Source organism: Streptococcus sp. 79 (genome assembly GCF_013277425.1).
Lineage (GTDB): Bacteria > Bacillota > Bacilli > Lactobacillales > Streptococcaceae > Streptococcus > Streptococcus pseudopneumoniae.
On record NZ_VMMW01000016.1, the window covers coordinates 17,587 to 31,253 of the forward strand.

A 13,667-nucleotide genomic window follows, 5' to 3' on the forward strand; every position below is an offset into this window, starting at 1 on the left:
GAAATTTGATATAGTAGTCCTATGTAAAAGACAAAGGAGAAAACAATGAATCCAAATATTACTTTTTTAATCATGCTTGTAGGTATGATGGCCTTGATGTTCTTTATGCAACGTTCTCAAAAGAAACAAGCTCAAAAGCGTATGGAAAGCTTAAATAAACTACAAAAAGGCTATGAAGTGATTACAATCGGTGGACTTTATGGAACAGTCGATGAAGTAGATACGGAGAAGGGAACAATAGTTCTTGACGTAGATGGAGTTTACTTGACTTTTGAACTAGCTGCTATCAAGACAGTATTACCGCTGAAAGAAACAGCTTCACTAGAAGGCGCAATTGAAAAATAAGACGGGATCACGAACTCCCGTTTTTCTATAAAAGAAAGGAAATGGGATGAAAAAATTAGTCTTTGTCTGTCTGGGAAATATTTGCCGTAGCCCTATGGCCGAGTTTGTTATGAAATCAATGACAGATAACTACGAAATCCAAAGTCGAGCAACTTCCTCTTGGGAACATGGCAATCCGATTCATAAGGGGACTCAGGGAATTTTGCAACAGTATGAGATTCCTTATGACAAGAACAAGACATCGCTTCAGATTAGTAAGGAAGATTTTGAATCCTTTGATTATATTATCGGAATGGACGCTTCAAATATTTCTGACTTACGTCAGATGTGTCCAGTAGACTGTCAAGATAAGATTTACTCATTTTCATCTGAAAGTGTTCCAGACCCTTGGTATACAGGAGATTTTGAGGAAACCTATCAGCGTGTCCAGGAGGGTTGTAAAGTTTGGTTAGAACGTTTAGAAAAGGAGAGTGAAGATGGAAAATCTTAAGAGTTTTTATGAAAAGTATCGTGTCTATCTGACTCGTCCACGTTTAGAGCTTTTAGCAGTAGTTACCATTGTTTTTTGTGCTGTACTCGTCTTTTTTCTAAATATTCCCGGAAAAGGTATTCTAAAACTCGATAATGGAACGATTGTTTACGACGGCAGTCTTGTCCGTGGTAAAATGAATGGACAAGGTACCATTACCTTCCAAAATGGAGACCAATATACAGGTGGCTTCAACAATGGAGCCTTCAATGGAAAAGGTACTTTTCAATCTAAAGAAGGTTGGACCTACGAAGGTGATTTTGTAAATGGTCAGGCTGAAGGAAAAGGAAAACTAACAACAGAACAAGAAGTTGTTTATGAAGGGACTTTTAAACAAGGCGTTTTTCAACAAAAATAAAGCCTCCTTATCAAAGGAGGTATTATTAGAATTACAAGGTAAGCGCTTACCTGTAAATCCCTTTCTTTCCAAATCCCTCTTCCAAGCAAGTTTGTGAAATAAAAAATATTTGAAATAAATTTCACAAAGCTTAAAGAAAAAGCTTGCTAAGAAAAGAAAATAACAAACATTTCACAAGGAACTAAAAATTTTTTGCGAAATGTTTATAAAAACGTTTACAAAGTTGAAATAATGCGTTATAATAAACTTATGAAAAAATGAACAAAGGATTAATACTCTTCTAAAATCTCTTCAAACCACGTCAGCTTTATCTGCAACCTCAAAGCTGTGCTTTGAGCAACCTGCGGCTAGCTTCCTAGTTTGCTCTTTGATTTTCATTGAGTTTAAATCCTTTAAGGCTATGGAGGAAAATATGGCTGATAAAAAAACTGTAACACCTGAGCAAAAACAACTCGCTGCTGAAAAGCATGTAGACGGACTAGTACAAAAAGCTTTGGTTGCGCTTGATGAAATGCGTAAGTTGAACCAAGAACAAGTTGATTACATCGTAGAGAAAGCATCAGCTGCAGCACTTGATGCAGTCAGAATTCTTGCTCAACATGCAATCGAAGAAACAGAACGTGGTGTATTTGAAGATAAGGTTACAAAGAACTTGTTTGCCTGTGAAAACATTGCAAACAACTTACGCGGACTAAAAACGGTAGGTATTGTTGATAAAGATGAATCAGATGGTTTAACTACAATTGCTGACCCTGTTGGTGTTGTTTGTGGTATCGTACCAACAACTAACCCTACATCTACTACAATATTTAAATCATTAATCTGCTTAAAAACTCGTAACCCAATTATCTTCAGCTTCCACCCTGCTGCAAATGAATGTTCTAAACAAGCAGCTCGTATAGTTCGTGATGCAGCTATTGAAGCTGGTGCTCCTGAAGAATGTATTCAATTTATCGAACAACCATCATTAGATGCAACAAACGCATTAATGAAACATGATGGAGTATCTATAATTCTTGCTACTGGTGGTAGTGCAATGGTTAAAGCAGCTTACTCTTGCGGAAAACCTGCTTTAGGTGTTGGTCCTGGTAACGTACCTGCTTATGTACACAAAGATGCAAAACTTAAACAAGCAGTTAACGACATCGTATTAAGTAAATCATTCGATAACGGTATGATTTGTGCCAGTGAACAAGCAGCTATCGTTGATACTGAACACTATGAAGAGTTCATTGAATTAATGAAAGAACACCATGTATACTTCGTTAACAAAGAAGAAAAAGCTAAACTTGAAGAATTCGTATTTGGAGCAAAAGCTAACTCTAATAACTGTGCTGGCGCTAAATTAAATGCTGACGTAGTTGGTAAATCTGCTGAACACATTGCTGAATTAGCAGGATTCGAAGTTCCTAAAGGAACAGTAATTTTAGCTGCTGAAGTTAAAGAAGTAGGAGAAAATGAACCTCTAACTCGTGAAAAATTATCTCCAATATTAGCGGTACTTAAATCTATTAGCACTGAAGATGGAATTGAAAAATCTCTTCAAATGGTTGAATTTAATGGTTTAGGTCACAGTGCTGCTGTACATACTCAAGACGAAGAGGTTGCTGAACAATTTGGTAAAGTAATTCCTGCTTGCCGTATCTTATGGAACTCTCCATCTACACACGGAGCTATCGGGGATATCTACAACGCGCTTATCCCATCACTAACTCTTGGATGTGGTAGCTACGGAGGAAACTCAGTATCTGGAAACATCGGAGCTGTAAATCTACTTAACTACAAAATTATTGCGCGCAGAAAAAACAATTTATAATAGTACAAAATTCCCCCAAAAGTATACTTTGAACCAAACGCAATCAGATATTCAAGCGAAATGGGGGGTAGAGAGAGTGATGATCTTAACTGACGACTCTATGGTTAAACTTGGTTTCGTTCAACGTGTTATCGATCAATTGAACGCACGTAGCAACCGTGTAACTATCCAAGTCTTCTCAGATGTTGAACCAGATCCAGACATCACAACTGTAGAACGTGGTGCTGAGGTGATGAAAGCATTTGAACCAGACACAATCATTGCTCTTGGTGGTGGTTCACCAATGGATGCAGCCAAAGTAATGTGGCTCTTCTACGAACAACCAGAAATCGACTTCCGTGACTTGGTTCAAAAATTCATGGATATCCGTAAACGCGCCTTCCGCTTCCCATCACTTGGTAAGAAAGCGAAGTACATCGGTATCCCAACAACTTCAGGTACTGGTTCAGAAGTAACACCATTTGCCGTTATCTCTGATAAGAAAAACAACCGCAAATACCCATTGGCTGACTACTCATTGACACCGACTATTGCCATTGTTGACCCTGCTTTGGTTGAATCAGTTCCAGACTTTATCGCTGCTGATACAGGTATGGATGTCTTGACACACGCGACTGAAGCCTACACTTCAAACTTTGCTAACGACTATACAGACGGTATTGCGCTTCAAACAATCAAACTTGTCTTTGAATGGTTGGAAAAATCTGTTAAGACAGCTGACCCAGAAGCTCGTGAGAAAATGCACAATGCGTCTACAATGGCTGGTATGGCCTTCGCCAATGCCTTCCTTGGAATGAGCCACTCAATGGCCCATAAGATTGGTGGTGTTCATCACACTGTTCACGGACGTACAAATGCTATCTTGCTTCCGTACGTTATCCGTTACAACGGAACTCGTCCAGCTAAGACTACTACATGGCCTAAATACAACTACTGGAAAGCTGATGAGAAATTCCAAGACATCGCGAAAATGCTTGGCTTGCCTCACTCAACTCCAGAAGAAGCAGTTGAGGCATACGCTAAAGCTGTTTACGAACTTGGTGTTGCAGTAGGTATCAAGATGAACTTCCAGGATCAAGGAATTGATGAAAAAGCTTGGAAAGACAGCTTGCATGAAATTGCTTTGCTTGCTTATGAAGACCAATGTTCTCCTGCTAACCCACGCTTGCCAATGGTAGCTGACATGGAAGAAATTATGGCAGATGCATATTATGGCTACAAAGAAAGACCAGGACGCCGTAAATAATTGTTTATCAGTTTAGAGGCAGGAGTTATCCTGTCTCTTTTTTGTAATTCTATTTGAAAAATGGTATAATCATCGCATATATTTATTTGAAAATCAAATCTTTAATAATCATGCGAGGGGCAAATGAACAAGATAAATGAGTTAGGGGATAAAGTGCGACTTTTAAGAGAGGAGAAAGGCCTTAGTCGTCCAGTTTTTTGCGGAGATGAGTCTGAATTATCAGTGCGTCAGTTGGTGCGGATTGAAAAAGGAGAATTTCGCCCGACGATAAAAACCCTAGAATATATTGCAGATAGATTAGAAATTCCGTCCTACGTCTTGATGCCAGATTATAAGGAATTGCCTAAACGCTACCAAGAATTAAAGTACTTTCTTTTACATCATCCTGACTATGGAGACAAGGAGTTGCAGGAACAAAAGGAAGAATATTTCGATGAGATTTTTGAGAATTTTTATGATGATTTGCCACGTGATGAGAAAGTGCTAGTGGATTGTCTTCAAGCTATAGATGCAGTGAGAATGACTAGTAATTCCTTATATGGAAGCAGTGTGATTGAGGACAGTCTTCAAGACTTACTATCCAGAGATGTATATAAAGCCGAGGACTTGTTGAAACTGAGACTGTATTTCAACTGTCAGTTAATGGATGGTTTAAATATGGGTGAGATAAAAGAATCTGAGCATGAAACCATTCTTTGTTTTCATGACAAACTAAGTTCTCAGGTTGATAAGATAGAGTTCGATTGTTTGGACTTACTTAGAGACTCCTTGTTAGCTTCTTTAACTTGTATAGAGATTATGGGGTTGCTTCATTATTTTAAGAGGGCAGTCGAGACCTTAAATAAAATAGGGCAAAAAACACGAGATTTTCAAAAACAACCGATTGTCTTGATGGTGGAGTGGAAATATTATATTCAGACGGATTATGATACAGCCAAACAAAAGTATGAAGAAGCAAAAATGATGGCGAGGATGTTTGGCAATGAGAAGTTAATCGTTAGTTTAGATAATGAATGGAGCGAGGATCTAGAAAGATATCGTTAAAGAGTTTATAGGAGTGACATTTCTGTCATTGAGGGAATGCCGCTTTTTTGTTAAAATGAATTTTATACTCAATGAAAATCAAAGAGCAAAGTAGGAAACTAGCCGCAGGCTGTACTTGAGTACGGCAAGGCGACGTTGACGTGGTTTGAAGAGATTTTCGAAGAGTATTACTTGATATACATCCAGAAGCAAACTAGGCAATAGAGAGGAAACTCTAAGTAGTAGGCCCATAGGGTCAATCAACTTGAAGGATTTTCTATCAGTATGATGTATAATGATAACAGTTTTAAATAAGGGGGAAAGAATGTCCATTTTATCCATTAAAAATATTTCAAAGTTTTACGCCTTGGACGGTAAACATCAAGAGCAGGCTTTAGAGAATATAAATCTGCAAATCGCAAAAGGGAAAATCACTGCGATTTATGGTCCGTCAGGATGTGGCAAAACCAGTCTACTAAACATCATCAGCGGTTTAGATAGACAATATGAAGGAGATTTAGAGTTTAAAGGGGAATCCCTCCGTGACTTATCAGAGATTGAACTAACTCAATTTCGTAAAGATAAGATTGGATTTGTGTTTCAAAACTTTAACCTCATTCCTCATCAGTCTGTCTTGGACAATGTCAAGCTACCTCTCTATGTCAAAGATTTATCTGACAGGGAGATGACAATGATTGCAAAGGAGCAATTAAGTAACTTGGGCATGGAACCTTTTATAGCTAAAAATGTTAAACAACTTTCTGGTGGGCAAAAGCAACGCGTGGCAATCGCGCGTGCACTGGTAAATCAGCCAGATATGATTGTAGCAGATGAGCCAACGGGTTCGCTGGATTCTCAATCTCAAGAAATGGTATTGGAGGTATTTAAAAATTTAGCCCAAACAGGGAAAACAGTATTGATCGTAACCCATAATCCAGAGGTTGCCGAATATGCAGATGTGATTATCAAAATGAAGGATGGTGAAGTCGTTGAAGAAGTCAAAAAATAAAGGATTATCATTGAAAAACAAATTCAAACTTTCTTTAAATAACTTTATGGAAAGAAAGTGGCGTAATCTATTGATTGCGCTAGCAACCTCAATCGGTTTTGTAGGAGTCTTAATTTCTTTCGGCTTGGGAAATGCATTGATTTCGATGATTGATGAAAATACGAATGGAGGTCAAATCCCTTCACAAGTTCAGATTGCTTTAAACACAAAAAATGTTGGACGAGGCTTTTTGAACCAAGATGATAAGAACTACATCACGGATACAGTTGGAAAAGAAGCTATTAAATATTTGGAGAGTCCTTTTGGGATGATCATGTCAAATATGACTATAGATGGTCAAGAAATGGATCTGAGTCAAACGATGCCTTCTTATGCTCAAGTAGTGAGTCTCTATGAGGATACAAGTATCTCTGTTAGTAGTAATGAGGCGGACAAAGTGTTAGCTGGTTCCCTCTATACGGATGCAAATGAACAGGGTTTGACGATTCCAAGCAGTTTACTAAAAAATTGGAATGAACAGACAGGAAACAATCTGACAGCTAATGATGTTATTGGCAAATCAGTCTCAGCCAGCATTGTAGAAAATGCTGCCGAAGCTAGTAAGATTGCTCAATTTCAAACGAAGATTGTACGTGTAATCAATGATGAAGATGACCTGGAGGACAGCAACAGTTTCATGCCGTCTCATCAAATGGAAACGATTTTGAAAGAAGCTGGATTTACAAAAGCTGTATCTTATTTTATCTTGGAACTCAAAGATCCATCACAAACAAAAGCGATAACAGAAGAATTGCAGAAAAACAAGAAGTATACTGTTCTTTCTCAACAGAAGGTTCTTGATATTGTGATTACCTTTATTCGTGTCATTCAGGGATTGTTGATTGTACTTTCATCACAAGCTATTGTGGTAGCAGCGGTCATGATTGGTATCATCATTTACATCAATATTATGCAACGTTCTAAGGAAATAGGCGTCATGAAGGCAGTTGGTTATCAAAATCGTGATGTCAAAGGGATTTTTATTTACGAGGCTATCTGGATTGTAGGGATCGCCTTGCTGCTGGCCTTTTTGGTAGCACAAGGGGTGGGAAGTTTGGCGAATGCGGTTGTAAATCACTTTTACCCATCCATCACGAAGGTTTTTGAATTAAATTTGTTATCTGTTTTAGGAACTCTACTTTTCGCTCTATTACTTGGTTATGTCTCAGCCTACTTCCCAGCACGTAAAATTAGTAAAATGGATCCTGTAGAATCGCTACGATATGAATAGTAAGGGAGTTCTTGATTTATAGCCGTAAAAAGAAACTAACATAGAAAAACAATGCCCGTACTTGCAATTAAACTTAAATAGTTATATAATAGGTTTGTTGAAAGGTGATTTGTAGTGATTCAAGTTACTCTTTTCACAATAAAAATTTCATGATTTTCATAAGGAGGAAATCACTAATGGTAGTTAAAGTTGGTATTAACGGTTTCGGACGTATCGGTCGTCTTGCTTTCCGTCGTATCCAAAACGTAGAAGGTGTTGAAGTTACACGCATCAACGACCTTACAGATCCAGTTATGCTTGCACACTTGTTGAAATACGACACAACTCAAGGTCGTTTCGACGGTACTGTTGAAGTTAAAGAAGGTGGATTCGAAGTTAACGGTAAATTCGTTAAAGTTTCTGCTGAACGTGATCCAGAACAAATCGACTGGGCTACTGACGGTGTAGAAATCGTTCTTGAAGCTACTGGTTTCTTTGCTAAGAAAGAAGCAGCTGAAAAACACCTTAAAGGTGGAGCTAAAAAAGTTGTTATCACTGCTCCTGGTGGAAACGACGTTAAAACAGTTGTATTCAACACTAACCACGACGTTCTTGACGGTACTGAAACAGTTATCTCAGGTGCTTCATGTACTACAAACTGCTTGGCTCCAATGGCTAAAGCTCTTCAAGACAACTTTGGTGTTGTTGAAGGATTGATGACTACTATCCACGCTTACACTGGTGACCAAATGATCCTTGACGGACCACACCGTGGTGGTGACCTTCGCCGTGCTCGCGCTGGTGCTGCAAACATCGTTCCTAACTCAACTGGTGCTGCTAAAGCTATCGGTCTTGTAATTCCAGAATTGAACGGTAAACTTGACGGATCTGCACAACGCGTTCCAACTCCAACTGGATCAGTTACTGAATTGGTAGCTGTTCTTGAAAAGAACGTTACTGTTGATGAAGTGAATGCAGCTATGAAAGCAGCTTCAAACGAATCATATGGCTACACAGAAGATCCAATCGTATCTTCAGATATCCTAGGTATGTCTTACGGTTCATTGTTTGACGCAACTCAAACTAAAGTCCTTGACGTTGACGGTAAACAATTGGTTAAAGTTGTATCATGGTACGACAACGAAATGTCATACACTGCACAACTTGTTCGTACTCTTGAATACTTCGCAAAAATTGCTAAATAATTCTTGAGTCGATAAAAAGCAAGGCCTCTTGGTCTTGCTTTTCAAATATTTAAAAATGGATGACACAATCATCCATTCTTTTTTAATTCTGTTTCAAAAGTATCTGATAGGACAGTGAAGCTTAATTTCTCTAGAGTAAGCGGATGGGTAAAGGACAGTCGGAAGGCGTGGAGCATAAGCCGACTCGTCTTTGAATTGCTGTTATAGAGAGGGTCGCCCAAAATAGGGAAGTTATGATGCGAAAGGTGCACACGAATCTGATGGGTTCGCCCTGTCTTTAGTTTACAACGGACAAGGGTCGTTTTGTTTGGGAATTGCTTTAATCTGCTTACATGCGTTTCAGCATATTGCCCATTTTTTGTATCAACTATTCGTTTTCTGCGGTCATGGCGATCACGCCCAATTTTGTCTTTGAAAACAAGTTCTTTGCTGTTGATATTTCCGTCAACAAGCGCCCAATATTCCCTAGAAATCTCTTTTTTCTCCAATAAGCGGTTGAGAATGGGCAGGATAAAAGGATTTTTGGCAAAGAGAACCAAGCCACTGGTTTCCATGTCCAGACGATGAACGACATAGCAGGTTTGGCCAACATAGGCACTGACATGGTTGAGAAGGGCGATTTCGTTTGGCTGATTACCATGCGTTTTCATCCCCTCTGGTTTGTTTACAATAATCAAGTGTTGATCTTGATAAACTTCCTGCACTAAGTCTGGGTTGCCCCAAGGGATTTCTTTTTCGGGATAATCTTCCTCGTCAAAAGTCAACTGGCAAACATCTCCAGGACTTACCATCTCGTTCCAATGAACTTCTCGCTGATTAATCAAAATGTGTTTCTTGATTCTTAAAAAATGACGGATTTTTCTAGGGATGAGGAGTTGCTCCTCCAGTAATTGCTTTACCGTCATTTGAGGTAGAGAGTCTGGTAATGTAAATGTGAATTGCATACAGATATTGTAACAAAAAAAGCCCTATTTGGATAGGAAATAGCTAAATTCTTGTCTTCCTATGATGAAGATGATAAAATAAACGCATGAAATTAGATAAATTATTCGAGAAATTTCTTTCTCTTTTTAAAAAAGAAACAAGTGAACTAGAAGATTCTGATTCTACTAGCTTACGTCGTTCTCGCAGTGATAGAAAAAAATTGGCCCAAGTGGGTCCAATTCGAAAATTCTGGCGTCGTTATCATCTAACAAAGATTGTCCTTATACTAGGTTTGAGTGCAGGCTTGCTAGTTGGAACCTATTTGTTTGCTGTAGCTAAGTCAACCAATGTTAACGATTTGCAAAACGCCTTGAAAACTCGGACTATCATTTTTGACCGTGAAGAAAAAGAGGCTGGTGCCTTGTCTGGTCAAAAAGGAACTTATGTTGAACTGACTGACATCAGTAAAAACTTGCAGAATGCTGTTATTGCGACAGAAGACCGTTCTTTCTATAAAAACGACGGGATTAACTATGGTCGTTTCTTCTTGGCGATTGTTACTGCTGGTCGTTCAGGTGGTGGTTCTACTATTACCCAACAGTTGGCTAAAAATGCCTATCTGTCTCAGGATCAAACTGTTGAGAGAAAAGCGAAAGAATTTTTCCTTGCCTTAGAATTAACAAAAAAATATAGTAAGGATCAGATCTTAACCATGTACCTTAACAATGCCTATTTTGGAAATGGTGTGTGGGGTGTAGAAGATGCGAGTAAGAAATACTTTGGAGTTTCTGCATCAGAAGTGAGTTTGGATCAAGCTGCGACTTTGGCAGGGATGCTCAAGGGACCGGAACTGTATAACCCCTTGAAATCTGTAGAAGATTCTACTAATCGTCGTGATACTGTCTTGCAGAATATGGTTGCAGCGGGTTACATTGATAAAAACCAAGAAACCGAAGCTGCAGAAGTTGATATGACTTCGCAATTACACGATAAGTATGAAGGGAAAATCTCAGATTACCGCTATCCTTCTTACTTTGATGCTGTGGTTAATGAAGCTGTTTCCAAGTATAATCTAACAGAGGAAGAGATTGTCAATAATGGCTACCGCATTTACACAGAGCTGGACCAAAACTACCAAGCAAATATGCAGGTTGTCTATGAAAACACCTCGCTATTTCCGAGGGCAGAGGATGGAACATTTGCTCAATCAGGAAGTGTAGCTCTTGAACCGAAAACAGGAGGAGTTCGTGGAGTTGTCGGTCAAGTTGCTGACAATGATAAAACTGGATTCCGGAATTTCAACTATGCAACTCAATCAAAACGTAGCCCTGGTTCTACAATTAAGCCTTTAGTTGTTTATACGCCAGCAGTTGAAGCAGGTTGGGCTTTGAACAAGCTCTTGGATAACCATACCATGCAGTATGACAGCTATAAGGTTGATAACTATGCAGGAATTAAAACGAGTCGAGAAGTTCCTATGTATCAAGCCTTGGCAGAATCGCTTAATCTACCTGCTGTTGCCATTGTTAATGATTTGGGCCTTGACAAGGCTTTTGAGGCAGGAGAAAAATTTGGACTCAACATGGAAAAGGTCGACCGTGTTCTCGGCGTCGCTTTAGGAAGTGGTGTCGAAACCAATCCTCTGCAAATGGCTCAAGCATATGCTGCCTTTGCAAATGAAGGTTTAATGCCGGAAGCTCATTTTATTAGTAGAATTGAAAATGCTAGTGGTCAGGTCATTGCGAGCCATAAACATTCACAAAAACGAGTGATTGATAAAGCTGTAGCTGACAAGATGACTAGTATGATGTTGGGTACATTTACAAACGGAACAGGTATTAGTTCATCACCTGCAGACTATGTCATGGCAGGGAAAACTGGTACAACTGAAGCAGTTTTCAATCCGGAGTACACAAGTGACCAGTGGGTAATTGGTTATACTCCGGATGTGGTGATTAGTCATTGGCTTGGTTTTCCAACCACTGATGAAAATCACTATCTAGCGGGTTCTACATCAAATGGTGCTGCTCATGTCTTTAGAAATATTGCAAATACCATTTTACATTATACACCAGGAAGTACCTTTACAGTTGAAAATGCATATAAGAAAAACGGAATTGCACCAGCTAACACAAAAAAACAAGTACAAACCAATGATAATAGCCAGACAGATGATAATTTGTCTGATATTCGAGGACGTGCGCAAAGTCTAGTAGATGAGGCTAGTCGGGCTATCTCGGATGCGAAGATTAAGGAAAAGGCTCAAACAATATGGGATTCGGTAGTCAATCTATTTCGCTAAGATGCTTGTCAAAGCCTAGCTTTCTTGTTATAATAGATAAGATGGAGGCGTTATGGCACTAAAAAAAGCAAGCCTAGCTTGTGCGGTTTGTGGTTCGAGAAACTATTCAATTAAGATTAGTGGAACCCCCAAGCCTACACGACTAGAAGTAAATAAATTTTGTAAGCATTGTGGCAAGTACACTACACACAGAGAAACGAGATAGGAGAGAGCGATGCGTTTTATTGGAGATATTTTTAGACTTCTTAAAGACACAACATGGCCAACTCGCAAGGAAAGCTGGAGAGATTTTCGTTCTATCATGGAATACACAGCTTTCTTTGTAGTAATTATTTACATTTTTGACCAGTTGATTGTTTCAGGTTTGATTCGATTTATTAACATTTTTTAGAAGGCTAGTGGAGTTAATTACACTAGAAATCTTCTATTTATGAAAGGAAATATCATGGATAGTTTTGATAAAGGGTGGTTTGTTTTACAAACTTATTCTGGTTATGAAAATAAGGTAAAAGAAAATCTATTACAACGTGCACAAACCTACAATATGTTGGATAATATTCTACGCGTTGAAATTCCAACACAAACAGTGCAAGTTGAAAAAAATGGAAAGAGAAAAGAAGTAGAAGAAAATCGCTTTCCAGGTTATGTTCTTGTAGAAATGGTCATGACAGATGAAGCTTGGTTTGTTGTTCGAAACACACCAAATGTTACAGGATTTGTCGGATCACACGGGAACAGATCGAAACCGACTCCATTATTGGAACAAGAAATTCGTGACATTTTGGTATCTATGGGACAAACTGTTCAAGAATTTGATTTCGATGTTGAGGTTGGTCAAACTGTACGTATTATTGATGGTGCTTTTGCAGACTACACTGGTAAGATTACAGAAATTGATAACAATAAAGTGAAGATGATTATCTCTATGTTTGGTAATGACACAGTTGCAGAAGTAAACCTAAACCAAATCGCAGAATTATAACCCAAAGAGAGGCAAGACCTCTCTTTTTTGTGCAGTTTAGACGGTGTAGGGAACAGAATGGGGAGAAATAACCAAATTAGCTTTTTGATTTGTTAAACTGTATTTAGAAAGGGGGAGATTATGCTTAAAGAATTGTATGAAGAAGTCCAGGGGAGTGTATATAAGTGTAGAAATGAATATTACCTTCATTTATGGGAACTATCGGATTGGGACCAAGAGGGTATGATTTGCTTACATGAATTGATTAGTAGAGAAGAAGGACTAGTAGAAGATATTCCTCGTTTAAGGAAATATTTCAAAACCAAGTTTCGAAATCGAATTTTAGACTATATCCGTAAGCAAGAAAGCCACAAACGAAGATATGATAAAGAACCTTATGAAGAAGTGGGTGAAATCAGTCATCGTATAAGTGATGGAGGACTCTGGCTAGACGATTATTATCTCTTTCATGAAACACTAAGAAATTATAGAAATAAACAAACTAAAGAGCAACAAGAAGAATTAGAACGCATCTTAAGAGATGAACGCTTCCGAGGGCGTCAAAGAGTGTTAAGAGATTTACGTATTGTGTTTAAAGAGTTTGACATCCGTAGCCATTAGGAAGTCATGCAAAAAAAATGAAAAAAAATTAGAAAAAGTAGTTGACAAAGTTAGAAAAGCCTGTATAATAGTAAGAGTT

Annotated in this window: 13 protein-coding genes and 1 pseudogene; 13 read left to right on the forward strand and 1 reads right to left on the reverse strand. The window is 38.5% G+C overall.

Going from position 1 to position 13,667, the window contains the following annotated elements:
* Positions 1-45 precede the first annotated feature (45 nt).
* From yajC to gap, 8 genes and pseudogenes are all read left to right on the forward strand, one after another.
* The gene (gene yajC, locus HT729_RS04020; protein WP_001069051.1) at positions 46-345 is read left to right on the forward strand and encodes a preprotein translocase subunit YajC; all 300 of its coding nucleotides are present in this window, start codon (positions 46-48) and stop codon (positions 343-345) included.
* 46 nt (positions 346-391) lie between these two features.
* The gene (locus HT729_RS04025) at positions 392-835 is read left to right on the forward strand and encodes a low molecular weight protein-tyrosine-phosphatase (protein ID WP_172931705.1); all 444 of its coding nucleotides are present in this window, start codon (positions 392-394) and stop codon (positions 833-835) included.
* Positions 822-1,232, forward strand: coding sequence for an MORN repeat-containing protein (locus HT729_RS04030; protein WP_016399060.1), 411 nt, complete (start codon positions 822-824; stop codon positions 1,230-1,232). Before HT729_RS04025 ends, HT729_RS04030 begins: the two co-directional genes overlap by 14 nt.
* 412 nt (positions 1,233-1,644) lie before the next feature.
* Positions 1,645-4,294: pseudogene (gene adhE / locus HT729_RS04035) on the forward strand (bifunctional acetaldehyde-CoA/alcohol dehydrogenase).
* Between the two features lie 123 nt (positions 4,295-4,417).
* On the forward strand, positions 4,418-5,338 hold the full coding sequence (locus tag HT729_RS04040; RefSeq protein ID WP_119942052.1) for an XRE family transcriptional regulator: 921 nt from the start codon (positions 4,418-4,420) through the stop codon (positions 5,336-5,338).
* A 304-nt stretch (positions 5,339-5,642) separates the two neighbouring features.
* On the forward strand, positions 5,643-6,326 hold the full coding sequence (locus HT729_RS04045; protein WP_138707931.1) for an ABC transporter ATP-binding protein: 684 nt from the start codon (positions 5,643-5,645) through the stop codon (positions 6,324-6,326).
* Positions 6,295-7,596 carry an ABC transporter permease gene (locus tag HT729_RS04050; RefSeq protein WP_171043538.1) on the forward strand — a complete coding sequence of 434 codons (1,302 nt, stop codon included), beginning with the start codon at positions 6,295-6,297 and terminating at the stop codon, positions 7,594-7,596. Before HT729_RS04045 ends, HT729_RS04050 begins: the two co-directional genes overlap by 32 nt.
* A gap of 176 nt (positions 7,597-7,772) precedes the next feature.
* The gene (gene gap, locus HT729_RS04055) at positions 7,773-8,780 is read left to right on the forward strand and encodes a type I glyceraldehyde-3-phosphate dehydrogenase (RefSeq protein ID WP_172931706.1); all 1,008 of its coding nucleotides are present in this window, start codon (positions 7,773-7,775) and stop codon (positions 8,778-8,780) included.
* Between the two features lie 68 nt (positions 8,781-8,848).
* Here gap and HT729_RS04060 read toward each other — a convergent pair whose 3' ends face one another.
* Positions 8,849-9,724, reverse strand: coding sequence for an RluA family pseudouridine synthase (locus tag HT729_RS04060; protein ID WP_078892095.1), 876 nt, complete (start codon positions 9,722-9,724; stop codon positions 8,849-8,851).
* Positions 9,725-9,810: 86 nt separating this feature from the next.
* On the opposite strand from HT729_RS04060, the gene pbp2a reads away from it, so the two are divergent.
* The 5 genes from pbp2a to HT729_RS04085 all read left to right on the forward strand — a co-directional run bounded on the left by pbp2a (position 9,811) and on the right by HT729_RS04085 (position 13,588).
* Positions 9,811-12,006, forward strand: a complete 2,196-nt coding sequence (gene pbp2a, locus HT729_RS04065; RefSeq protein ID WP_172931707.1) for a penicillin-binding protein PBP2A — start codon at positions 9,811-9,813, stop codon at positions 12,004-12,006.
* 52 nt (positions 12,007-12,058) lie between these two features.
* Complete coding sequence (rpmG, locus tag HT729_RS04070) at positions 12,059-12,211, forward strand: 50S ribosomal protein L33 (protein WP_014017356.1); 153 nt, start codon at positions 12,059-12,061, stop codon at positions 12,209-12,211.
* A gap of 9 nt (positions 12,212-12,220) precedes the next feature.
* On the forward strand, positions 12,221-12,397 hold the full coding sequence (gene secE, locus HT729_RS04075; RefSeq protein WP_001210991.1) for a preprotein translocase subunit SecE: 177 nt from the start codon (positions 12,221-12,223) through the stop codon (positions 12,395-12,397).
* Positions 12,398-12,451: 54 nt separating this feature from the next.
* A complete protein-coding gene (gene nusG, locus HT729_RS04080; RefSeq protein WP_000376739.1) occupies positions 12,452-12,988 on the forward strand; it encodes a transcription termination/antitermination protein NusG in 537 nt (178 codons plus the stop codon).
* A gap of 120 nt (positions 12,989-13,108) precedes the next feature.
* Positions 13,109-13,588 carry a sigma-70 family RNA polymerase sigma factor gene (locus tag HT729_RS04085; RefSeq protein ID WP_172931708.1) on the forward strand — a complete coding sequence of 160 codons (480 nt, stop codon included), beginning with the start codon at positions 13,109-13,111 and terminating at the stop codon, positions 13,586-13,588.
* Positions 13,589-13,667 lie beyond the last annotated feature (79 nt).

Bases quoted from the DNA above. Each gene is read 5' to 3' on its own strand.
- yajC (WP_001069051.1), top strand. From the start codon at position 46: ATGAATCCAAATATTACTTTTTTAATCATGCTTGTAGGTATGATGGCC.
- HT729_RS04025 (WP_172931705.1), top strand. From the start codon at position 392: ATGAAAAAATTAGTCTTTGTCTGTCTGGGAAATATTTGCCGTAGCCCT.
- HT729_RS04030 (WP_016399060.1), top strand. From the start codon at position 822: ATGGAAAATCTTAAGAGTTTTTATGAAAAGTATCGTGTCTATCTGACT.
- HT729_RS04040 (WP_119942052.1), top strand. From the start codon at position 4,418: ATGAACAAGATAAATGAGTTAGGGGATAAAGTGCGACTTTTAAGAGAG.
- HT729_RS04045 (WP_138707931.1), top strand. From the start codon at position 5,643: ATGTCCATTTTATCCATTAAAAATATTTCAAAGTTTTACGCCTTGGAC.
- HT729_RS04050 (WP_171043538.1), top strand. From the start codon at position 6,295: ATGGTGAAGTCGTTGAAGAAGTCAAAAAATAAAGGATTATCATTGAAA.
- gap (WP_172931706.1), top strand. From the start codon at position 7,773: ATGGTAGTTAAAGTTGGTATTAACGGTTTCGGACGTATCGGTCGTCTT.
- HT729_RS04060 (WP_078892095.1), bottom strand. From the start codon at position 9,724: ATGCAATTCACATTTACATTACCAGACTCTCTACCTCAAATGACGGTA.
- pbp2a (WP_172931707.1), top strand. From the start codon at position 9,811: ATGAAATTAGATAAATTATTCGAGAAATTTCTTTCTCTTTTTAAAAAA.
- rpmG (WP_014017356.1), top strand. From the start codon at position 12,059: ATGGCACTAAAAAAAGCAAGCCTAGCTTGTGCGGTTTGTGGTTCGAGA.
- secE (WP_001210991.1), top strand. From the start codon at position 12,221: ATGCGTTTTATTGGAGATATTTTTAGACTTCTTAAAGACACAACATGG.
- nusG (WP_000376739.1), top strand. From the start codon at position 12,452: ATGGATAGTTTTGATAAAGGGTGGTTTGTTTTACAAACTTATTCTGGT.
- HT729_RS04085 (WP_172931708.1), top strand. From the start codon at position 13,109: ATGCTTAAAGAATTGTATGAAGAAGTCCAGGGGAGTGTATATAAGTGT.